This window comes from Salinibacterium sp. NG253, from assembly GCF_015864945.1.
Taxonomy (GTDB): Bacteria; Actinomycetota; Actinomycetes; order Actinomycetales; family Microbacteriaceae; genus Rhodoglobus.
Window position 1 is genome coordinate 95,949 of the sequence record NZ_JADYWF010000003.1, and the last position, 23,727, is coordinate 119,675.

The following is a 23,727-nucleotide window of genomic DNA, read 5'->3' on the forward strand; positions in this document are numbered from 1 at the left end:
GCCGTGATTAAGCGCTGGGGTAAGGCGCGTCGTTCGACAGTGATCGGCGCGGTGAGTGTCTCTGCGATCGTGGCCCTAGTTGCCACGGTCGCCATTGTTTCGACCGGCTATACCGCCCAACAAGTCGACTTGGCAGACGGTGCCGTCTGGGTCGCGAACAATCAAGAGCAGGCAATCGGGCGCGCGAGCACGGAAGTTCTCGAGATCAACTCTGTCGTGAGTGCACAAAGTGCTGACCTCGAAGTCGTTCAACATGGCGATAGCGTGTTGCTGTTCGATCGCTCAGAAAGTGCAATCGATGTAGTCGATCCGGCGGTGTCGGAGATCGAAGAGAGCGTCGCTCTTCCGCCCAACCAGCCCGAGGTGTACTTCGCCGGCGACAACGTTGTTGTTCTCGAGCATGGCACGGGCGAACTCTGGATTAGGTCCTACGAGGACTTCCTCAATTTCGACGCGGAATCACCGGCATCCTTGAGCCTGGGTGCTGACGCAATTGTCAGCGTTGACGACGACGGGTTGCTTTTCGCGTATTCGCCGTCGACAAGCCAACTTTTTCGCGTGAATGCGGCAATTTCCGATACCGCTGAGTCGAGCGTAAGTCTTGAACTTGACCCCAATGCGGAGCTCAGCATTACTTCGGTGGCTGGCCAGTGGGCCGTTCTCGATTCGGATGCCGAATTGCTGTACATGGACGGCCGCACAGTTGACCTCACCGGTCTCGTCGACGGGGGAAACGGCACCGTCGTGCAGCTTCCGTCTGTCGGCGGTGAGCGCGTGCTCATCGGTTACAGCCAAGGCGTTATTAGCGTTCCGCTCAGCGGCGCTGCAGCAGTCGGCCTGGCCACAGGCCAGTCCGGTGTTGCGGCAGCTCCACTGCGCTTGGGCGATTGCGAGTTCGCAGCGTGGACAAGTGGTGAGAATTGGCGTCGCTGCCCGAGTGATGCCGGTGAAGGCGTCATGCTGCAACTGAGTGAGATGGAAGCGAACGCTCAGCTCTCCTACTCGGTCAACGGATCGCGTGCCGTGCTCAACGACCGCCTAACCGGCCGCACGTGGGCGGTGCAAAGCTCCGGCGAGTTGATTGACAACTGGAACCAACTCATCACCGCAGAAGATGAAGAGCCTGAGGTCGAGCAGAACCTTCTCGATGTCGAGCCTGAAGTCGACAGCGTGCAGCAGCCCCCGGTTGCAGTAGACGACAGCTTTGGGGCTCGCCCTGGGCGTGCGACCGTATTGCCCATTCTGCTCAACGACTACGATCCCAATGGCGATGTGCTTGTTGTCGAGGAGCTGCCGACCATCAATGCCAGCATCGGGCGAATCGATCGAATCAACGAGCGCCAACAGATTCAAATCACCCTCGAAGCCGGGGCCAGCGGTCAAGTGAGCTTCAACTACACCGTGAGCGATGGTCGCGGTGGTACCGCCAGTGCGACCGTGACGGTTGATATTCGCGCGGACTCCGAGAACTCGCCGCCAGAACAAGTGCGGTCGACGAAGTTGACGGTGCAAGCTGGCGGCCGTGTATCTAACCAGATCTTGGGCGATTGGGTTGACCCCGATGGCGATCCCTTTTACCTGACGAGTGCCTCCGTTGCGGCTCCTGATGCTGTCAGCTACAAGCCGGGGGGAGACCTCGTCTTCTCGGACTCCGGTGCTGGCGGAGAACTCAAAGTTGTCACCCTCGTCGTGTCGGATGGCACAAGCGAAAGTTCGGGCGGTGTCTCCGTCTCAGTGAAACCGGCGGGCGAAGTCCCCATTGAGGCAGACCCCTTCGTTGTGCTTGCGTATGCCGGCAAGGAAATCACCGTTTCGCCGCTGAGCCATGTGCGCGGCGGCAACGGCAACATCCGCCTTAATAGCGTTCCCGCTAAGACCGGCGCTCAAATCCTGCCCAGTTATGAGACGGGAACCTTCCGGTTCCAAAGCGATGAGATTCGCAGCCACAACCTCGAATACGTCGTTACAGATGGCAATCTCACCTACACGGCAATCGTGCGAATTGATGTGGTGTCCCCGCCCGATGCCAACACCTCGCCGATCACCGTTCCCAAGACTGTCTTCGTGCAAACCCTTCAGAACGAACGAATCGATGTTGCCGGAACTGACGTCGATCCGGCCGGTGGTGTGCTCCTCGTCACCGAAATCATGAACCTCCCCGTGAGCTCAGGCGTGCGCGCGGAAATATTGGAACAACGACTCGTTCGTGTGAGCTTGGAAGCCCCGCTCGATGATGGGCCCGTGAGTTTCAACTACCGCATTAGCAACGGGCTCGCGGATGCCATTGGCGTTATTACCGTCGTCGAAATTGCGGCGCCGTCCCGACTTCAAGCCCCCATCGCTAACGACGATTCCGTAACCGTTCGCGTGGGGCAAGCCGTCGACATCCGTGTTCTCGACAACGATGAACACCCTGACGGGCTTGAACTGTCTCTGGTGCCGAAGCTGGCGCAAGATCTCCCCGACGATTCGGGACTGCTCTTTGCCTCCGGCGATGTGCTGCGCTACCTCGCCCCTGATCGCACGGGAAACTTCACGGCCGCGTATCAAGTTGCAGGCCCCGATGGGCAATCCGCAACCGCAATCGTGCGTATCGCCGTGCGTGAACTCGACGCCTCCAGCAATAACCCTCCCGTGCCACCGACCGTGACGGCCCGAGTGCTGGCCGGTGACACCGTGCGGGTGCAGATTCCGTTGACATCGGCCGACCCCGATGGCGACTCGGTGCAGTTGCTCGGCCAGGCGACAAACCCGAGCAAGGGTGCCGTCATCGATGTGGAATCCAATACCTTCGTCTACCAAGCCGGTGAGTACTCGGCCGGAACTGACACCTTCAGCTACACGCTGATCGACTCGCTTGGTGCGCGTGCAAACGGCGAGATCAACATAGGAATTAGCCCACGCCTCGATGGCGCCCGCAACCCGGTCGCGATCATCGACGAAGTGACGGTCAAGCCCGGAATCACTGTCTCGGTGCAGGTGCTCGTGAACGATTCTGACCCCGACGGCAGCCCACTCTCGGTGGTGTCCGTTGAGCCCAATGACCCCAATACCGTCGCGGAGATCGACGGGGACGTGGTGAAGGTCACTCCGCCCGAAGAACCGGGCGATTATGGCATCATCTACGTCATCGAAAACGAGACGGGCGGCTCGAGCCAAAACTTTATCCGCGTCACGGTAGATCCTGAAGCTAAACCGGCCTATCCGATTGCGACCGACAGCGTCTTGACTCTTTCGGATGTGCTGGATCGCAACCGTGTCACAGTCGATGTTCTTTCTGGAGTGTTCTTCGCCGACGGCGACCCCGGAACTCTCACGCTGGCAATCTACCCGGGCTATGGCAACGCGGCCCGCGTGACCTCAGATAAGCAGATCGAAGTTTCTGTGGGGGATGTGGGGCAAATCATCCCCTTCCGCGTCACGAACCCGGCCGACCCCACCGTCTTTAGCTACGCGTTCATCAAAGTGCCGGGATACAACGATGCTCTCCCGCAAATTGATCGTCGAGCTCCAAAGCTCAGTATCAATAGCGAGAGCACGCTCGTGATCGACCTCAACGACTACATCATCGCGGTAGGCGATAAGCCTGTGCGCCTTACCGACTCCAGCACCGTGCTCGCCACTCACAGCGATGGCACAGATCTCGTGCGCGACGAGGACACTCTCGTCTTCACGTCGGCAGAGAAGTATTTTGGGCCCGCATCCATATCTTTCGAAGTAACGGATGGCAGTTCGGTATCCGATCCTGAGGGCCGTACCGCTATTTTGGTGCTGCCTATTGATGTGCTCCCACGCGACAACCAGGCTCCCGTGTTCGGTGGTGCTGTCATCGATTTCGAACCCGGTCAAGAGAAGGAGATCGATCTCCTCAAGCTGACCACCTACCCATACCCTGACGACCTCGACGAGCTCGCTTACTCGGTGTTGAGCCCGTTGCCGGAAGGCTTCACGTATTCGCTCGAAGGCACAACGTTGATGCTTCGGGCCAACAACAGTGCGTTCAAGGGCACACGAACCTCGATTTCCCTCGGTGTTCGCGATGATCTCTCTGAAGGTAAATCTGGCCGGATCGAGCTGAACGTCGTGCCGTCGACGCGCCCGCTCGCGAGCCCGGCCGCGGACCTCGCCATCGTGAAACGTGGCGAGACCACTGTCGTTGATGTGCTTGCAAACGATGCGTCGACGAACCCGTTCCCGGGGGCACCGCTGCGAGTGGTCGATATCCGTGGACTTGGCGGGGGAGCTATTCCTGCAGGTATATCGATCGTCCCGAGCAATGACAACAGCACACTCACCGTCACCGTGTCCAGCGAAGCAGCGCCTGGTGACGTGAACCTTCAATATCGCGTCGCGGATGCCACCAACGATGAGACGCGGTATGTCTGGGGCACCGTTGTTATCTCGGTTCAGGACACACCAGACCCGGTATCCAACCTCGGGCCGAGTGGCTTTGGTGACAAGACCATCATGATGCGTTGGAACGCCGGGCCAGCGAACAACTCCGCCATTACCTCGTATCGGGTGACGACGAAGTCCGCTGGTGTCCTGGTCAACACGACCGACTGTGCCGGAACTACGTGCGCGATTCCGACGACCGGAAACGGCCCGACCAACTCGGTCAAGGTCACTGTCGTGGCGATCAACGCCATTGGCGAATCGGAGCCCGTCACTCTCGCTGACTCGGTCTGGTCGGACATCATCCCCGTAGCGCCAACATCGCTCAGCGCATCGCCACGTGATCACGGGCTTCGGTTGACATGGAATGCGGTGCCCACACCGGCCGGTGGTTCCGCTGTTGACCGCTATCGCATTGCCGTCGGTGGCTTCGAAACCACGCTCGGCCTAGCTCAGTGCGACGACACGACCTGCACCTGGGAGACTCCATCATCGTGGGTTCTCGATAACGGCGTAGCCGTGACGTACACCGTGAGCCCTCGAAATGCCGCTTACACAGCGCTCTCAGTGTGGAACACGAGCGAACCGCGTAGCGCCATTCCCGCTGGCCCGCCTATCGCTCTCGCTGCGCCTGTCGCCACTGTTGTCAACGACACGACCGCCGGACTCACGTGGCCCGGTGCGTTCAACGAGAATGGGCGCCCGGTAACCGCCTACACAGCAGCTGCCTACACCGGCACCGAGCCAACCTGTTCAGCGAACGGATCGATCACTGGCAACGGTGCAAAGCTAGCGTCGGTTGGCTCGAGCACGTCAGCGACGTTCAACGGGCTCACACCTAACCGCACCTACACGATGGTGGTATTCGCCTACAACGGTCAGGGTTGCGCGGCATCGCCCACCGTCGTTGCTCATACCCCGCCGGCAGTCGTCACAGCGCTCAGCACCGCCGGTCCGGTGGCTAACGGAAACCGCTTCGACTTCACCGTCAACGGGGGAGCGATGGGCTCTGACACGCTCAACAGCGACTACACCCTGTACTACCGGCTCAGCGGTGGCAGCGTTCCTGGAACCATCTATGGGCCAGTAGCTCTCGGCTCCTTCCTCACCGCGGATGGTGGCCAGCAGTACGGTCAAGATATCTCCGTTGAGGTGCGCGCATGCCGTAGCTACGGTTCAGGACCCATCTGCCAGCCCGAGTGGTCGGCACCCTTCGCTCTCGGGGTTCCGGTGAACCCGTCAGTAGCAGGCTTGACCTTTACCTCAGACAATGACGTGCTGAACGACAGTGGGACCTTCGCTTGGCTCGACTGGCCAAGCGGAACCTACGAGAGCGTGCGCTACCGCTGCGGTGGACTCACCCTGGGATCATGGCAGACGGCAGACACCACCGTTCCGGGGGGAAGCTGTCACGCTGACGTGGTGCTTCTGCTGGCAAACCCGACCCTCGTCGTTCGTGTGGTTGCCAACGGTGGGCAGATCTACGAGAGAACTTATAACGGATATGACTATGACTAGAGGTGCGCTATGACCATGACTCCCGACGAAGCCGCATGGTTCGCGGAAAGCTTCAACCGACTCGTCACGAACGTCGAACAAGTTCTCCTCGGAAAGACGTTTGTAGTGCGACTCGGCTTCACCGCCCTACTGAGCGAAGGACACCTACTCCTTGAGGACTACCCGGGAACGGGAAAGACCTCCTTTGCTCGCGCCATCGCACAGAGTGTTTCGGGAACGACAAACCGCATCCAGTTCACGCCCGACCTTCTGCCGGGTGACATCACCGGTGTCAGCATTTTTGATCAGCGCGATAACGAGTTCGAGTTTCATGCTGGACCCATTTTTTCCAATATCGTTCTCGCGGATGAGATCAACCGGGCGAGCCCCAAAACTCAAGCAGCCCTTCTCGAAGTGATGGAAGAGGGGCAAGTCACCGTCGACGGAGTCACGCACCCTGTAGGCGCCCCGTTCATGGTGATCGCCACCCAGAACCCCATCGAGCAGGCAGGAACATACCGCTTGCCCGAAGCTCAGCTTGACCGTTTCTTGATGAAGGCTTCCATCGGCTACCCCGACCGTGCGTCCACACTGCGCATCTTGGATGGCGCCGGCGTTGCTGCACACTCGACCGCGATCGAGCCCGTCGTGAGCGCGGAACTTGTTGTCGAAATGGCGCAACTCGCGCGCACCGTGCACGTTGATCCAACCATCAACGACTACGTAAGCCGTCTGGTCGAAGCGACCCGAAGTGCTGCCGAAGTGCGACTCGGTGTGAGTGTGCGCGGTGCGTTGGCGCTGATCCGGGCAGCTAAGACGCTCGCAGCATCCAATGGTCGTCACTACGTCGTGCCGGATGACGTCAAGGCTCTTGCCGAATCAGTTCTCGCTCATCGTCTCGTGATCGATGCCGAGGCCGAATTCGAGGGAGTCACTGCCTCAAGCGTGATCGCTCAGATCTTGATCGAGAACCCTCCGCCCACAGAACGGCAAGCCGTGTGAGTTCAATTCTCAACCGCTCGGCGAAAGGGCAGCCACAATTCACCGCGCCGGAACAATCGAGTCCGAGCGGTGAAAAGTCGCGCTCGGATGCGGACTTTCCCACCGCTATTCGCGGTCTAGACAACGCGCGAACACGAATTGTTGGCTACCGTACGGGGTTTCTTGCTGACCTGATTGTCGGGCTTGTACGGTTTGCGGTGCTCGCGCGAGCTACTTTCTCCCGGTACGCCAAGCGCATCACGGCCGTGGTCACCCCGGTCGGCTGGGTAGTTCTTCTGCTCGTGCCGGTCACGCTCACTGTGGGGTACACGATCGCATGGCAAGAGTTAGTCGTCGTGGGGTTCGCCCTCGCTGCGATTGCGCTGATGGCCGCGATTTATCTCTTTGGGCGCAGCCAGCTGACGATCAGTCTGCATGTCGGGCACCATCGCGTTGTCGTTGGAGAGAACGCAAGTGGTGAGGTGCGAGGCGAGAACGAGGGCAAGCGTCGGAGCCTCGGTGTTGTTGCTGAGATTCCTATCGCAGCGACCTATGCTGAAGCGGTGTTGCCGAGTCTGCGTCCTGGCGCTGCGGCGACACACGAATTTCCGATCCCCACTCATCGACGTGGAGTAATCACAGTCGGGCCCGTGCGCACCGTGCGTGCTGACCCGGTGGGACTCGTGCGCCGCGAGTTGGTGTGGACTGAATCTGCCGAAGTTTTCGTACACCCGCGCACCATCAGCATCCCGAGTGTGAGCACGGGGCTTATTCGCGACTTGGAAGGCAACCCCACCAAAGACCTCGCGAACAACGACATTTCGTTTCACGCGCTGCGGGAGTACGTGCGTGGTGACGAGCGACGCAACATCCATTGGAAAACTACTGCTCGCACCGGCCGCTACATGGTGCGCCAGTTTGAAGAGACTCGACGAAGCCACCTCGTGATTGCGTTGAGCTTGGCTACCACCGACTATGCGAATGATTACGAGTTCGAAATGGCGGTGAGTGTTGCCGGTTCGCTCGGTGCTCAGGCGATCCGTGATGCCCGCACGGTAACAGTCGTGGCGAGTGAGCAAACACCCCAGTTTGCGAAGCGAAAGATTTTTGCAGTGCGGGCGCTATCGACGCTCACCGGAACCCGTTTGCTGGATGACCTCACGCGCGTTCAGCGTGCCGACACGGCACTGCGCCTCATCGATGTCGCGCGCGTCACCTCCGAACAGACCAGTGGAGTTTCTGTTGCGTTCTTGATTTGTGGGTCGACTGTGACTTCGCAGCAGTTGCGGGCGGCGTCTACCAAGTTTGCGACGAATGTCGAAGTGGTAGCGATCGTGTGCGACCCAGAAGCGGTCCCGGGGCTCCGGCGGGTTTCTGGCCTCAGCGTGCTCACCATTGGGTACCTTGAAGAGCTGAAGAGAGCCCTCGCGAGATCGGCGGGTGCATGACCGCCCCCGTTACTCGATCTTTCGTTGTCGTCTCCGGAGCTCTGCTCTGGCTTACAGTCGCGCTGGCTTCGGCAGCGCTCTGGCCGATCTATCGCACGACAGATCTCACCATATTGATCGTTGCCGGAGTCCTCGCAGGCTCAATAGTCGCGCTTGCTTCGCTCTGGCGCCGCTGGTCATTCCTGACAACGTCGATAGTCGCAGTAATCATGTTCGTGGTCATCGGCGTTCCTGTGGCTGTCCCATCGGAGACGCAATGGGGAGTAGTTCCGACGCTGGAAGGTCTGAGCGACCTTGTGCTTGGCGTTGCGCTCGGCTGGAAACAGTTGCTGACCATCTCGCTGCCGGTCGGAAACTATCAAGCTCTTCTCGTTCCTGCTCTCGTCCTCGTCTTCTTCGGCACTGTGATTTCGCTGAGCATCGCATTCCGCACGGCGGTCGCAGAGTTGTCTGTCGTGCCGTCGATCATCATTTTTGTCATGGCGATCGCGTTGGGCCCGACCTACCCCGACCAGCCCGTTCCTCTCGCTCTCGCCCTTCTGATTGTGATTGCGCTCGCCATGGTGTGGTTCCGGTGGCGCCGGCGTCGAGACACCGTCAATGCGCTTGAAGCGGCAATGGACGCGCCCGGAGTTGCGCGACGCAAACGCGAGTTTGGGTTCGCGGGTGTGCGCACCATGATCAGTGCTGTGGTCATTTTGGCTATTGCCTCGGGAGTCGCGCTGGTGGCGGTGAACCTCGCGCCACCGACCAACAATCGAGCAGTGCTGCGGACGGCGATTGTGGAACCATTCGATCCCCGCGACTATGTGAGCCCGCTTTCCGGATTCCGTCGCTACTGGCAGCCGAGCACCGCGAACTCTGTGTTATTTGAAGTTTCAGGCGTTCCACTGGGTACCCGAGTGAGACTCGCGACACTCGATAGCTACAACGGTGTTGTGTATGCGGTCGGTAGCGGACGCGTGTCGAGCGCATCAGGTTCGTTCTCTCGTGTGCCATCTCGTTTTGACCAGTCTGAAGTTGACGGTGATCAAGTCGACCTGACCATCACGATTGCCGGCTATGAGGGTGTCTGGCTCCCCACTGTCGGACTGTTCGAGCAAGTCGACTTTTCGGGGTCGCGCGCGGCGGATCTTCGCGATTCTTTCTACTACAACAAAATCTCCGGGACAGCCGCCGTCGTTGGCGGTCTCGAAAGTGGCGACACCTACACCTTTGAGGGCGTTATTCCTGTGCAGCCGAGTGCCGAAGAGCTCAGTGCTCTCACTCCCGGTCTCGCAGAGGTTCCGCCCGTTCAAGACTCCCCAGAGGAGCTCACTGAGCGACTCGACCAATACGTTCGCGGCGTCACGACGCCGGGGGAGCGCCTCGCGGCGATGCTCGATGGGCTCGCCGCCGACGGCTACATCAGCCACGGGGTTGGCGTTGACGAGCCCGCCAGCCGGTCCGGCCACTCTGCTGATCGCATCGCAGAACTGTTCACAGCGCCCCGCATGATTGGCGATGGCGAGCAGTATGCGGTTGCGGCGTCCATGATGGCGAATGAACTGGGCTTCCCGACCCGCGTGGTTCTCGGATTCATCACCTCAGATCCTCAAATTCGAGGCGACGATGTCTCTGCGTGGATCGAAGTAAACACCGCAGAGTATGGATGGGTGACGATCGACCCCAACCCGCCGCTGCGGGAAATCCCGGAAGAGAATCCCGACGATATCGCGCAGGTTGCGCGACCCCAAACTGTGGTTCAGCCGCCCGAAATCGAGTCGGACACGACCAACCGTCAGTCGAATCCTGACAGTGAGCAAGCGCTGCAGCCTGACCTCGACCCCGTACTCCAGGCGGTTCTTGCCGTGTTGCGCGTTGCGGGCTGGTCGCTGCTGGTGCTCGTGGTACTCGCGGCGCCATTCCTGCTCATTATTGCTGCCAAGGTGCGGCGTCGACAGCTGCGAAAGCGCGCCGACTCGACGGTGGAACAGATCAGTGGTGGATGGCAGGAATTCGAAGATTCGCTGATCGACCACGGCTATTCACCGCCTCTTTCGGGAACGCGAACAGAAGTTGCTGCTGTAATGGCGACTCCGGATGCTCGCACACTCGCTGAGCACGCTGACCGTGCCATTTTCTCCGGTGCTGAACCGGAAACTGTTGAAGCCGATGCGTTCTGGACGAACGTGACGGAACTGGAAACTCAACTCAATACTGGACTGTCGCGCTGGGCGCGGTTCAAGACCAAAATATCGCTGCGATCGCTCGGTGGTTATAGTGTCACAAGTCTGTTTAAGCGATAGAGGACTACCCGTGAATTGCTCTTTCTGCGCGACGCAACTGCCCGCCGATGCCGTCTACTGTGCTGAGTGTGGACGGCCTGCGATGTCTCGTCGCGCCCGCAGGGGTGCTGCCGTAAATGGTGCAGCTCCTGCTGCTGCCGTCGTCACTGAGCGTTCAGACCGCGTCAACGACGAAGCACCGGACAATCTGCGTCGCCGCCGCAATCGTGGCTCTGCCGCGGCTACGACTGCGAGTGGGTCCGCTCCGGCCGTAACGACAACCGCTCACGAGCATGCTGAAGAGGTGGCGGCTGTGCAGAACCCGGTCGCGACATCCGACGTTGTGGATGCTCCTGCTTCCACGACCACGGGGCGGGATCCTGAGCGTGCCGAGAGTCTTCTCGAGGCCGCGCCCGTTGCTGAGATTCACACGGATGATGCGGAGCTTCCTGCAGCACTTCGTGACGCCCTCGAGTCGGCACCGGATGTGCTGGCAGATGGCGCCCGAACGCTGCGGTTGGGTGAACCGCTTGTGTTGTCAGCTGCCGCTGATGTAGTTCGTGCCGATTCTGAGGCTGCGAGCGAGGCGGAGACGGAGGAATCGGGCGTCGCTGACATCGCTGCTTCTGAGATCCCCAGCGATGCGGCGTCGACTGTCGATGCTGGGGAACAGGATCGCCCTCTTCCGTTTGACGAAGATGGCCCGTACGACGAGGTGCTTCCATTTGACGAAGATGGTCCCTACGACGAGGTCGCGAATCCCGCGCTTCTCACTTTCGACCAGAACCTTCTGGTTGTGTCGGCCCCTGGGCCGGAGATCGCCCCGGCCTTCGAAGCGGAAGCTGAGCCTGCAACGGAGCCTGAGCCTGAGCCTGAGCCCGAGCCCGAGCCTGAGCTTGCGGCAGCCGACGAACCTGAGCTTGCGGTAGCCGACGAGGTTGAGCCCGTCGCCGCTGCGGACGAGCCCGAGCCCGCGGTCACGCTCAGCGCTGACGGTGAAGGTGTTGCAGGCGCCGATGCCGCGACCGAAGAGTCGCTTGGCGAAACGAACGAGAGCTGGCGGGGTATGCCAGCACCGACCCTAGAAGAATCCATTCCGCTTTCGAACGGTGCGGAGTTCTTCTCGCTCGCAGTTGATGAGGTCGAGATTGTGAACGCGCCAGCGGTAGCAGTGCGCGAAGTCGTTGAGCCGAATGTAGATGCGGATGCTGGGGATACTAACTCCGCCATCGACGCTCACGAGTCTGATGCTAATGCGGCCGTTGACGAGCCCGAAGCTCCCGTCGAGCTTGCGACTGCGACACCAGTTGAGCTCGAATCCGAACAGACCGACGAAGCTCTCGCCGAAGCCACGGACGAGTCCCCGGCCCACCTGGAGTCTCAGCCTGATGCTGATGCTGATGCTGATGCTGATGCTGATGCTGATGCTGATGCTGATGACGTGACGACAGCAAAGACCCCCAATGTCGCGCCCGAGTTCGAAGAGCCTGAAACTGTCGCAGATTCTGAAGTAGAGAACGTCGATGTTATGAATGGCGATTCTGAGCCAGAAACTGCGCCGGAGTCAGACGTCGAGGCACTAGTTGAGCCTGAGCAGGAGACGGAGACGGAGACGGAGACGGAGACGGAGCCGGAACCGGAGCCGGAACCCGAGCCGGAGCCGGAGCCGGAACCGGAACCCGAACCCGAATCTGAGCCTGAGCCTGAGCCGCTTGTAGAACCCGAGCCGCTCGTGGAACCGGCGCCGCTCTCACGGTCGGCTTTCGAGCCCGATCTGAGCAAGTTGGGACGGCCAGATATCGTCGACGAGGAGCCAGCGCCACTGCGGGTGAAGCCCGTGCGCCGACTCGGAGAAGAACCACTCTTCACGACCGCGGACCGCTTGCGTGCATCCGCCTTCGCCCCAGTCGCCTCCGAACGTGTCGATGGCCAGCCAGCGCCCGCAGTTATGGCGGCGCCGGAAGAATCAGCTGCAACGGCGTCGGGCACAGAACCCCACGCCGCCGGCGATCATGGCACCCAACCGCGTAGTGAAGTCGCTGCGGTGGTAGCGGCCGTCGAAACACAACTTAAGGGTGACGAAGCCGGGCAGTCAGCCGAACCAACTGACTCAGCCATCGAGACGTGCCAGCAGTGCGGCACAGTGTTGGCTGAATCCGATATCTTCTGCGGTTCCTGTGGCTTTGTGCGCCACGGCGTAGGACCGGGTGCTCGCGTCGTAGCCCCCGCACGCGCCGCCATCGTGCACGAAACCTCTGCCGCCGACGAAGGCACACCCGCGGTGTCAGATGCGATCGACGACGGTGCCCCTGCAATCGATGAAGCTCCAATCATCTCCACCGTCGAATCGTCGGCAGAATCCACCGCGAACGATGAAGCTCCGAACGACGTGAACATGGAGTCGGAGATGCCTGCGGCGATCGAAGAAGCAACACCGGCCGCATCAGAATCACCCGCGCCATCAGAGTCGATAGAAGACCCGGTTGCTGAGCATGTCGTCGCTATCGATGAGCACTTCTCCGCTGAAGCAGTCGAGCCTGACGCTCCCGAAATCATGACCGAACCGGAGCCGTTGCTCGAACCAGAGCCGCAGTATTCAGCAGCGCGCGATCTGGTAGCAGCGCCGGATCTTGAGCCTGAGGCCGAGCATGACGACGCTGGTGAGGCCGCTGCCGCGCTCTCCACAGGCTCGAAGCCATTCTCTGTGCTTGCGCCGCCGCCGAAGTCCCACCAACGTGTCGAACTTCCCATCTCACCGCCGGTTCCACTGGCAGCCATTGGTGCTGATGACGAAGACATCGAAGATACGCGCATCGTGGAGCGCAGCGTCACTGGAACCCGGTTTGTGCTCCAATTCAGCACAGGGGACAGCGTGATCGTGACCGGAAACGGCCTCGTCGGTCGTAACCCGATCCCGGAACCCTCAGAAAAGTTCGACATCGTCGTACCGATCACTGACCCCAGCAAATCAGTGTCCAAGACTCACTTGGAGTTTGGGCAGATGAGTGGAGTGTTCTGGATCAGCGACCGGTATTCCGGCAACGGATCGATCGTGCGCGAACCAGGCGGCGAGCCCAAGCGCTGCGAGCCTGGGAAGAGGTATCGCGTCGTCCGCGGAACGCGAGTTGAAATTGGGGAACAGTTCTTCATAGTGAGCTAGTGGTCTGCGGCATCCGATGTTCAGCGCGTTGTGATTGCCGCATCCGCCCCTACACAGCGCACGTTGAGTGGCGCTCTCCACGGACGTGAGCGCGCTCAACGCAGCGCGAGCCAGCCCTGCTGGAGTAGGGATGTGACCGAATCCCGAACCCCCGACGCACGCATCTTCCTGCCCGCTCCGCCGCAAGCGCCAACTCCTTTTCGATTTCCGCTTATCGCCGCCACAGTGCCGGTGGTCGCCTCGGTGGCGATCTGGTTGATTACTGGCTCGATGTTTGCACTCATCTTTGCGGCTCTGGGGCCATTGGCCGCGACCGGAAGCTACATCGATTCGCGAGTAACCGCGCGCAAAACGGTGCGCGCCGAGCGGTCGCGCTTCGCGGCGGATGCCGCGACAACGACGAAGGAGATTCAGGCCTACCATCGCCGCGAACTCGTTGAACTGGCGGAGAAAACTCCCTCGTCCATCATGTTGGTCAATGACGTTCTCACCGACGCGTCGAAGTGGATGCGCGAACCCGACAATGTTCTTCCTGTCCATCTCGGCTACGGCAGCGTCCGCAGCAGCATCTCAATCGATCGCACAGCCTCGCACGATTCTGTATCGCAGGATGTCGAAGAGACTTACCGCAGCCTGACCGAGCAAGCGGAACATTTGAGTCGGGCGCCCATCGCGGTTAATGCCCGTCTCGGCATCGCACTATTCGGTAACAACCTCATGGCTTTGTCACTCGCGCGCTCACTGGCGATTCAACTCGCTCGCACGCTCGCGCCCACCTCAAGCTGGGTGCGGCTCACAGGCGTGTTCGCGACAGAAATTTGGGGAGAACGCCTGCCCCACCGCCTGCTGCGATCGAGCGGGGCACCGGGGCGGGCTGTGGATGCGGCCAGTGCGAGCGGTGAGATCGCGAGCGTGCAGTGGGGAGCACTTGGCGATCCCAGCCCCCGTGTCTCCATCACGATCGTCTCGGAAGAAAAACAGGTGCCGAGCGGGCATCGCATTGTGATCCGCACGAACGCTGCGAGTGTGGCCGTGGTGCGGCATCCTGACCGCCATCAACGCCGCGACTTCGAGCCGTCGTTCCTCGGCAGAGAGCAAGCGTTGGTCTGGGTGCGAGCGGCGCACGATATCGCGGCCCGCGATGGACTGGCTTCGGGGCATGACGCCCTTCCCGATTCCGTTGCCTTTGCCGAACTCGAAAAACGTCCCGTTTCGATGCTCGCCTCGCGCCCCGACAGTCGTCGATCGCTAGCCGCTCGCCCCGCTGTCGCGGCGTCGGGGGAGCTCACCATCGATCTTGTCGTCAACGGCCCCCACGCCATCGTGGGCGGCACCACCGGCAGTGGAAAGAGCGAATTGCTCATTGCTTGGGTTCTTGCGATGGCCGCCGAAGTATCTCCAGAAGACGTCACTTTTTTGCTCGTCGATTTCAAGGGTGGCTCCGCCTTCACAGCGCTGACAGCACTGCCCCACACCGTGGGGATAATTACCGATCTCGACGAGACCGCTGCCGCACGGGCGTTCTCTAGCCTGAGCGCCGAGCTACGGTACCGAGAGCGTGCTCTCGCCCAGGCGGGCGTGCGTGATATTTCAGAACTTGCGAGCGTGCCGCGCCTCGTCATCGTGGTTGACGAGTTTGCGGCCATGATGGCCGAGTACCCCCAACTTCATGTGCTCTTCAGCGACATTGCGGCGCGCGGACGTTCGCTGGGAGTGCACCTCATCCTGTGCACGCAACGACCATCCGGAGTCGTACGCGATGCGCTTCTCGCCAATGCGGATTTGCGGATTTCTCTCCGCGTCAACAACGGTGCCGACAGTTCTGCCGTCATCGGCAGCGATCGCGCCGCAGAACTGCCCGCCGAAGCAAAGGGTCGCGCGTGGGTGGCGCATGGCTCGTCCTCAGCGGAGCTGGTTCAGTTTGCGCTCGTCTCGCCCCGCGATATTCACGAGGTAGCGGAGCGCTGGCCGATCGCCGCTCCACCCAGACGGCCCTGGTGTGAACCACTGAGCGAGCACATCCCTCTCGCTGCAGTTCTGCAGACGTCGGCGGAGAAAGAGCCCCATGAGTCGCCGGGTGAGGCAGACTCCGACTCTCTTCACTTTGGGCTGACCGACCTGCCTGAGCTTCAACGCCACGGCCGGGCTGGTTGGGTTCCCCAAACAGACGGACCCCTGCTCCTGTTAGGGGCATCTGGTAGCGGAAAGACAACGGCGCTCACCACCCTTGCCCATGTCAGCACGGCAGCCGTGGTCGTGATGAGTGCTGAGCCCGCAGCCTTCTGGGATACCCTCGCCGGATTATACGGTCGGCTCGACTACAGCGCTGAAGCAGCGCATCAGTCATCCCCGACCCACGTCGTGATCGACGACATCGATGCTGTGCTGGCTCGCTTCGATGATGAATACCGCGCGGTCGTCGTTGAACGGCTCACGCGTGTGCTGCGGGAGGGACCTGCGAACGGCATCTGGGTTATTGCTAGTGCCCAACGAATCACATCGCCGTTGCAGTCACTGTCACAACTCATGCCGAGCGTTCTTCGTCTCCGATTCAGCAGTCGGCAAGAGTTCATCCTCTCGGGCGGCACTACTGATGAATACCTCCCCACCTTGCCAGCAGGAGGAGGTCTCTGGCGAGGAAAGAGAGTCCAAGTCGCGCAGAGCGGCCAGTACCTTCCCGTTGCAGAACAAAGCTCGTCAACGACCCTCTCGCGCAGCGACCACATCGTCGTCGCGAGCAGTCGCCCGTCGGCCACCGCGACTGCATACGCGGCCGCTGGATGGGAGACTCGCTATGTCGAGGGGTCGCCAGGGAGCGAACGGGAGCTCTTAGCCCGCCCGGCAGGGTCACGTTCTCCCATTGCTTTGATCGGATCCGTTGATGAGTGGCAATCACGCTGGGGCGCGCTGGCGGCGTTGCGGCATCACGCCACGATCGTGCTCGATGGCTGCAGCCTCAGCGACTACCGCCAGCTCGCCCGCACTCGCGAACTCCCGCCGCCACTGACGGCCGGCTCAGGCGAATACTGGTGTCTCACCGACACGGGGCCAGCGCAGCGCGTGCGGCTGCCCCACAGCGCCCACAGCGACGGTGGGGCCCCACAGTGCTAGGCCACTTGCTGAGACGCCGCAGGCACGGGTTCTCGACCTCAACGGAAACAGCAATTCTTGCGGGCGTGCACGAAACCCGGCGGTACCCGAATTGGGCACAATTATTGGGCGAAATTACTGCGGAAACATGGAATTATTGCAACGGACCCACGAGGCCCCTCCTAACTGGGGCTACAACAAAGAAGACCGCGCTCACTACCATCGGGGTAATTGGTGGGGGCGAAGGAGAAACAGTGACGAGACCACTTCCGCAGGATCCTGCGATCCAGCAGCTAATGCTGCAGGCGAAGCAATCTCAACTCAGCCGCAGGCGACTGCTGCAAGGAGCGGGGCTTGGTGCGTCCGCGCTCGCTCTCGCAGCATGTGCTGCGCCGGATGGTTCAGATGCGAATGATATTTCCGACAGCGACAACAAGCTTGTCTGGGCAAGCTGGCCGTCGTACATCGACGAAGACCTCAGCGGACGCTCTCCCACGCTCAAAGCGTTCTATGAGGAGTCCGGGGTCGAGGTCGAGTACAAGGCTGTCATTGAAGACAACGTTGGTTTCTACCTCACGATGAAAGATCAGCTCTCGTTGGGCGAGCCGACGGGCGTAGACATTATCTGTGTCAGCGACTGGATGGCCGCACGACTCATCCGTTTCGGGTACGCCCAAGAAATGGATGCCGCCAACATCCCCAACAAAGCCAATCTCACCGAGTCGCTTGCGAGTCCAGACTTTGACCCCGATCGCAGCTACTCGCTGCCCTGGCAAAGTGGTTTTATCGGACTGGCGTGGAACGCTGAAGAATACCCTCGCGGAGTGCTCTCGGTCGATCAACTCTGGAACGAGGAGCTCAAGGGCAAAGTTGTCGTTCTCGCAGAAATGCGCCACACCATGGGCATGCTGCTGCTTGCTCAGGGCATCGATATTGCCGAGGAAGACTGGGGTATCGAGGAATACAAGAAGGCAAGCGCCGTGCTCGAAGAGCACTTGACGTCGAAGCACATTCTTGGTGTTTACGGTAGTGATTACCTAGACAAGCTCAAGTCGGGCGAAGCCATCGCTGGGTTCGCTCGTGCTGGAGACGTTGTCGTTCTTAACGCACAAGCTGGCTACGAGAAATTCAAGTTCTTGCTCCCAGGCTCAGGCGGAACATTCTTCACTGACTCGCTTGTGATTCCTGCCGGTGCGCAACACAAAGCGAGCGCCGAAAAGCTCATGAACTTCTACTACGACCCTGCGGTGGCGACCGAAGTTGTGGAGTGGATCCACTGCGTGAGTCCCGTCGACGGAACCCTTGAGTTCGCCATTGAGAACTTCCCCAAGCTTGCGTCGAATCAGTTCACTTTCCCGAACGCGACGGCAATGTCGCGAGCGCGCACTTTCCGCACGCTCAGCACTACCGACGATCAGTCATTCAACGCTGAGTTCCGCCGCATAACAGGCAAGGGCTAGCGCGCGAGTTCGCGGAGAACTTTAGGCGAGCTCGAAACGGAGTTCGCCGACGGGGAGTCCACGGCCCAGCACCTGCTCGGTCGTGGCTTCCAGTACACCAGCGACGGCCTTCGCATCGAGCGCGCCAGCTTCGGCCAACAGCGAGAGCCCGACGGGAAGCAGCGGGCGGATCGATCCGTCAAGAATCTTGAGGGTCACCGTGGTGCCGTCGGGGGCTGTCGCAATGAGCACCCCCTCCGCCCCTCGCTTCGCGATAATCCCGAGCGTGTCCATTGCTTCGGCCACTTGGGGCATGTCGAGTCCCCACGCGTTGGCCCGAATAGCGTTTACGAGGGCAGCGGCGTGAGGATCGGTTTCTTCCGTAGCGGTAACCACGCGCTGAATGGCGGTGGCGAGTGAGACAAGGCTCATGGCAAAGACGGGAGCCCCGCATCCATCCGTTCCCTCATGAGCAAGCGGTGCGCCCGTGAACTCGACTACGGTCTGTCGGATGCGTTCCTGCAGCGGATGCCCGTGCTCGAGGTAACTTTCCAGCGGCCACTCATTCACGACGCAGGCCGCCAAGAAGCTCGCGTGCTTGCCTGAACAGTTCATGGCGAGGCGACGAGGAGCGTCGGAGGCGCGTCGGGTTTCGGAGTCGGCTGGCCAGTCGGGCGGGCAGCGGAGGTCGTCTTCGGCGAGGCCGTACGCGGCCAGGGTCGAAGCCACGACATCTTGGTGACGTTGGGTGCCGGTGTGGCTGGCGCTCGCGAGCACGAGCTGTTCGTCGGTGAGAGTGACTCCCGCACGAAGCACAGTGATCGCCTGCATCGGCTTGAGCGTCGAACGCGGATAGATGAGAGCGTCGGGGTTGCCGAGGCGGCGTAGCTCAGTGCCGTCGGGGGAGAGCACTACCGCGGCACCCAAGTGGCGTGACTCGATCATCCCCGAGCGTTCAAGGACAGCAAGCTGAACGGTGTCGTTGACGGTGAGAGCGGTTGCGGGGGAGGCCGAGGGGGAATTCACTCTCCTACGTTATCGCCGCCAAAGCGCGTGTGGGCACCGCAGTCTTCATGATGGGGAACAGTTTCGCTCACTCCCAGCGTTGACCGCTAGCGTGATCTCGAGAGAAGTTTGCCCGATCACCCGGTGTGATCGCCAAGGCTGGCTTTTTAGCAGGCCAAGGAGGTCCCAATGAACATCGACCACAACTTTGAAGTGCGCGTGGAATGGTCGGGCAATCTGGGCGACGGCACCACTAGCTATCGTGGGTACTCGCGCCACAACGACATCACTGCCGTGGGCAAGCATCCCATCGACGGTTCGAGCGCCCGCGTCTTTCACGGCTCGGCAGATCGCTGGAATCCTGAAGAGTTGCTCATCGCGGCGCTCAGCCAGTGCCACATGTTGAGCTATCTGCATGTGGCTGTGAGTCGAGGCATTGTCGTCACGGCGTATCACGACGAAGTTTCCGGCACGATGAAGCAGACGGATAACGGTGGCGGGCACTTCACGTCGGTCACGCTGCGACCGGTGGTCACGATTGCGGCCGGCAGTGTGGAAGACGCCATGGATGCTCACGTTGAGGCCAGCCAGAAGTGCTTCATCGCGTCATCCGTCAACTTTCCTGTGCTGCACCAAGCTCGCGTCATTGTGGAGGCGCCAGTAGAGGAGTAGCGGCGGTGCGTGCCGGTTTCCGGAGCGCCGCAGCGTTCGTCATAGCGAGTGCAGGGTGAACTGTCGACGTACCGGCGGCGATTCCACACGCTTTGTTCAGCCGCGGTGGGGCAGGATTGGTGCTCCGTGTTCGTGTTGTGAAGGGTTCTTGTGCGTAAAGCGATTCCATTTCTGTTGACCATCGGCGTTGTGGCGTCGCTTGCGGCGTGTTCTCCCGCAGATTCCACGACGGCTGAGGGATCCGCTGATTGCGTTCCGACGTCATCAGGCTCTGCGTCAGACGCTGTTGAAGTGAGCGGCGACTTTGGCACCAAGCCCGAGGTCACGATCGACTTCCCGACCGACGTCTCAGAGACTGAGCGCACGGTTGCTATCGCTGGCGATGGCGATCTGGCTGCTATCGAAGCATCAACCGCCAACGTTCAATTCTCGCTGTACAGCGGCGCGACCGGTGAAGAACTTTCCTCCACGTCATACGACGATGCTGGCCTCACGCCGTTCCCGGTGGATGCTGAGCAGTTCCTTGTCGGAATCGTCAAGACTATTGAGTGTTCCACCGCTGGCTCACGCCTCGTCGGGGTTATTCCTCCCGAGGAGTCCTTTGCCGATGACGCGAGTCGCGAGTCGCTCGGAGTCGGCGCAGATGACGACATTGTTTTCGTTGTTGATGTCATTTCTGTCGACGAGCCCGCTGAGCCTGCTCTTCCGCGTGCCGATGGTGAAGACCAGCCTGCAGTAGAAGGCTTCCCCACCGTCGAACTCGACGATGACGGTCGCCCCACAATCACCATCCCCGACGCTGACGCTCCTACGGAGCTCGAAGTTGCTGTGCTGAAGCAGGGCGACGGCGAGACCATCGAAGAGAACTCGGATGTCGTTGTTCACTACGTGGGCATGAACTGGACCACCGGCGAGATCTTTGACGAAAGCTGGGCTCGCGGAGAACCGTCGACGTTCAACACGGGCCAGGTTGTCAGTGGCTTCAAGACCGCTCTTGAGGGTCAGCAGGTCGGCTCGCAGATCATTGCCGTTCTTCCGCCAAGCGAAGGCTACGGCGAAGCAGGCAGCGAAAGCGCGGGAATTTCAGGCACCGACACCATCGTGTTCGTCGTTGACATCCTCGGTATCGGCTAATTCAGCCCTAGTGTTGACGCACATTTGTGCGAGCCAACTAAAGTAGCGGGATGCGCAAGATAATTCTGCTCGGATCGACGGGCTCGATCGGCACGCAAACCCTCGAAGTTATCGAGGCAAACCGTGATCGATTCGAGGTCGTCGGTCTGGCGGCAGGCAGCAACCGCACTCTCGTAGAAGAACAGGCGGCACACTTTGGCGTGCAGCACATTGCCTTCGGCGCTGAGCAGGCAGCCCAGCTGGTCCGGGATGTCCCTGCCGATGTCGTCGTTAATGGAATCACCGGTTCTGTAGGCCTCGGGCCAACGCTCGCGGCCCTCGAGTCCGGCGCCATGCTCGCCCTCGCCAACAAAGAGAGCCTCATCGTCGGCGGTGAGCTCGTCATGTCGCGAGCGAAGCCCGGCCAAATTGTTCCGGTTGATTCGGAGCACTCGGCGATAGCCCAAGCGTTGCGTTCAGGCGAACACTCGGAAGTGCGACGCCTCGTGCTGACGGCATCCGGGGGACCGTTCCGTGGTCGCACGCGGGAATCGCTCCACACCGTGACCCCGCGTGAAGCACTCGCACACCCCACGTGGGATATGGGCCTCGTGGTGACGACGAATTCATCGACTCTCGTGAACAAGGGTCTCGAAGTGATCGAGGCGCATCTGTTGTTCGGGGTGCCGTATGACCGCATTGCGGTCACTGTGCATCCGCAGTCCATCGTGCATTCGATGGTGGAGTTCGTCGATGGCTCGACGATCGCTCAGGCGAGCCCTCCCGACATGCGTTTGCCGATCTCTCTCGGGTTGGCCTGGCCAGAGCGGGTTGCCGGCGTCGGAGCGCCGCTCGATTGGACGACGGCGAGCACGTGGAGCTTCGAACCTCTCGATAACGAGGTGTTCCCGGCTGTGGAAATGGCCAAAGCCGTTGGCGCCGCGGGCCTCACGTTCCCGGCTGTGTTCAACGCCGCCAACGAGCAGGCGGTGCTTGCCTTCCACGCTGGCGCCATCGGCTACCTTGATATTCTGGATGTCGTTGAGCAGGTTGTGCAGAGCCACGAGGCGACCGAGCTGACGCTCGAGTCGCTCGCGGCTGCCGAGTCGTGGGCGCGACAGGCAGCGGACGCGGTGGTCGCGACCCGCTCCTAGCGTGGGATTCGCCCCCAATCTGGGGCGGTTCTGGGGCTTCCACAGCACGAGTACAGGCGAGCGTCGGTGCTCGTGACTATTCTTAGCGAGTGGAAAACGTGCTCTTGTACATTCTTGGTGTCCTGATTCTTGTGGTCGGGCTTGCTGTCTCTATTGGCCTGCATGAAATTGGTCATTTGGTGCCGGCGAAGCTCTTCGGCGTGCGCGTGAGTCAGTACATGATCGGGTTCGGCCCGACTCTTTTCTCCCGCAAGCGCGGTGAGACTGAGTACGGTCTCAAGGCCATTCCACTCGGCGGATATATCTCCATGGCGGGCATGTTCCCACCCGGCAAATCACACGACAATTCACGCAGTTCCACGACGAGTGTCTTCCAAACTCTCGTGCAGGATGCCCGGGAGTCCAGCGCCGATACGCTCACCGATGTCGATGAGTCGCGGGCGTTCTACAAACTCCCGGTGTTCAAGCGCATCATCATCATGCTCGGTGGTCCGTTCATGAACTTGCTCATTGCGATCGTGATGTTTGCGATTCTGTTGATGGGCTTTGGAACCGCTCAGGCATCGACGACGATCAGTAGCGTCTCGGAGTGTGTGATCCCCGCTTCCGCTGACCGCGACGCGTGCACCGACAGCGACCCTGTTGCCCCTGCTCTTGCTGCCGGCATCCAACCCGACGATCGCATCGTCTCGATGGACGGTGAGCCAATCGCGACTTGGGATGAGATCACTGAGCACATTCGTGCCGCTGCGGGGGATCAGCTCACGATCGTGGTCGAGCGTGCGGGAGAAGAAGTCACTCTCACCGCTGAGCCTCTGCTCGCGGAACGATACGTGTATGACGACAGCGGGCAGATCGCTGAGAACGATGACGGCGAAGCCCTGACCGAGGAGTACGGCTTCTTGGGAATTGGCCCAGCGGCGGAGACCGTGCAGCAGCCCGTGACCGCTGTATTGCCTGCTGTTGGTGACAACATCGTGGCCGTGGCCAAGGTCGTTCTGACTCTCCCGCAGCGCATGGTCGACGTGGTAATTGCCGCGTTTGGTCCGGAGGAACGCGACCCGAACGGTCCCATCGGACTCGTCGGCGTCGGCCGTATCGCCGGAGAGGCAACGAGCTTGCAGGCGGCAACCGTTGCCGACCGTGCCGCTTACCTCATCAGTTTGGTGGGATCGCTCAACGTTGCGCTCTTCGTCTTCAATCTCGTGCCGCTGCTGCCGCTCGATGGCGGGCACGTAGCGGGCGCGCTGTTCGAAGGCGTGCGCCGCTTCTTCGCGAAACTATTTGGCAAGCCGGATCCTGGTCCGCTCGACACCGCCAAGTTCGTGCCGCTCACCCTCGTGGTGGTCGTGCTCCTCGGCATCATGACACTGCTGTTGGTGTACGCAGACATCGTGAAGCCAATCTCGCCGTTCTAGCGAAGCGGGCCGTTCTAGCGAAGCGGGCCATATTAGCTACGTCAGCAGCTCTGGCTGGCGCTGTGGTCGCGTTCGACTGAACGCGACC

12 protein-coding genes are annotated in these 23,727 nt (G+C 60.8%); 11 read left to right on the forward strand and 1 reads right to left on the reverse strand.

Annotation, left to right across the window (positions count from 1 at the left end; genetic code table 11):
* Window positions 1–3 precede the first annotated feature (3 nt).
* From I6E52_RS13350 to I6E52_RS13380, 7 genes are all read left to right on the forward strand, one after another.
* The gene (locus I6E52_RS13350; protein ID WP_197158209.1) at window positions 4–5,913 is read left to right on the forward strand and encodes an Ig-like domain-containing protein; all 5,910 of its coding nucleotides are present in this window, start codon (window positions 4–6) and stop codon (window positions 5,911–5,913) included.
* A gap of 9 nt (window positions 5,914–5,922) precedes the next feature.
* Window positions 5,923–6,894, forward strand: a complete 972-nt coding sequence (locus I6E52_RS13355; RefSeq protein WP_197126618.1) for a MoxR family ATPase — start codon at window positions 5,923–5,925, stop codon at window positions 6,892–6,894.
* Window positions 6,891–8,321, forward strand: a complete 1,431-nt coding sequence (locus I6E52_RS13360) for a DUF58 domain-containing protein (RefSeq protein WP_307842546.1) — start codon at window positions 6,891–6,893, stop codon at window positions 8,319–8,321. The genes I6E52_RS13355 and I6E52_RS13360 overlap by 4 nt, the downstream gene beginning before the upstream one ends.
* The gene (locus tag I6E52_RS13365; protein WP_197158211.1) at window positions 8,318–10,609 is read left to right on the forward strand and encodes a transglutaminase domain-containing protein; all 2,292 of its coding nucleotides are present in this window, start codon (window positions 8,318–8,320) and stop codon (window positions 10,607–10,609) included. The genes I6E52_RS13360 and I6E52_RS13365 overlap by 4 nt, the downstream gene beginning before the upstream one ends.
* 82 nt (window positions 10,610–10,691) lie before the next feature.
* Window positions 10,692–13,748, forward strand: coding sequence for an FHA domain-containing protein (locus I6E52_RS13370; protein WP_197158213.1), 3,057 nt, complete (start codon window positions 10,692–10,694; stop codon window positions 13,746–13,748).
* A gap of 132 nt (window positions 13,749–13,880) precedes the next feature.
* Window positions 13,881–16,859: an FtsK/SpoIIIE domain-containing protein gene (locus I6E52_RS13375; protein WP_197158216.1), complete on the forward strand. Its 2,979-nt coding sequence runs from the start codon at window positions 13,881–13,883 to the stop codon at window positions 16,857–16,859.
* A gap of 233 nt (window positions 16,860–17,092) precedes the next feature.
* Window positions 17,093–18,298, forward strand: a complete 1,206-nt coding sequence (locus I6E52_RS13380; protein WP_197158218.1) for a PotD/PotF family extracellular solute-binding protein — start codon at window positions 17,093–17,095, stop codon at window positions 18,296–18,298.
* A gap of 21 nt (window positions 18,299–18,319) precedes the next feature.
* On the opposite strand, the gene I6E52_RS13385 is transcribed toward I6E52_RS13380, so the two are convergent.
* Window positions 18,320–19,303, reverse strand: a complete 984-nt coding sequence (locus I6E52_RS13385) for an asparaginase (protein WP_197158220.1) — start codon at window positions 19,301–19,303, stop codon at window positions 18,320–18,322.
* A 168-nt stretch (window positions 19,304–19,471) separates the two neighbouring features.
* Between I6E52_RS13385 and I6E52_RS13390 the strand changes: the two genes are divergently transcribed.
* From I6E52_RS13390 to I6E52_RS13405, 4 genes are all read left to right on the forward strand, one after another.
* Entirely contained in the window at window positions 19,472–19,954 is a 483-nt protein-coding gene (locus tag I6E52_RS13390) for an OsmC family protein (RefSeq protein WP_197158222.1), read from the forward strand.
* A gap of 150 nt (window positions 19,955–20,104) precedes the next feature.
* On the forward strand, window positions 20,105–21,088 hold the full coding sequence (locus I6E52_RS13395; RefSeq protein ID WP_197158224.1) for an FKBP-type peptidyl-prolyl cis-trans isomerase: 984 nt from the start codon (window positions 20,105–20,107) through the stop codon (window positions 21,086–21,088).
* Window positions 21,089–21,138: 50 nt separating this feature from the next.
* On the forward strand, window positions 21,139–22,221 hold the full coding sequence (locus tag I6E52_RS13400; protein ID WP_197158226.1) for a 1-deoxy-D-xylulose-5-phosphate reductoisomerase: 1,083 nt from the start codon (window positions 21,139–21,141) through the stop codon (window positions 22,219–22,221).
* An 89-nt stretch (window positions 22,222–22,310) separates the two neighbouring features.
* Entirely contained in the window at window positions 22,311–23,639 is a 1,329-nt protein-coding gene (locus I6E52_RS13405; protein ID WP_197158228.1) for an RIP metalloprotease, read from the forward strand.
* Window positions 23,640–23,727: the final 88 nt, after the last annotated feature.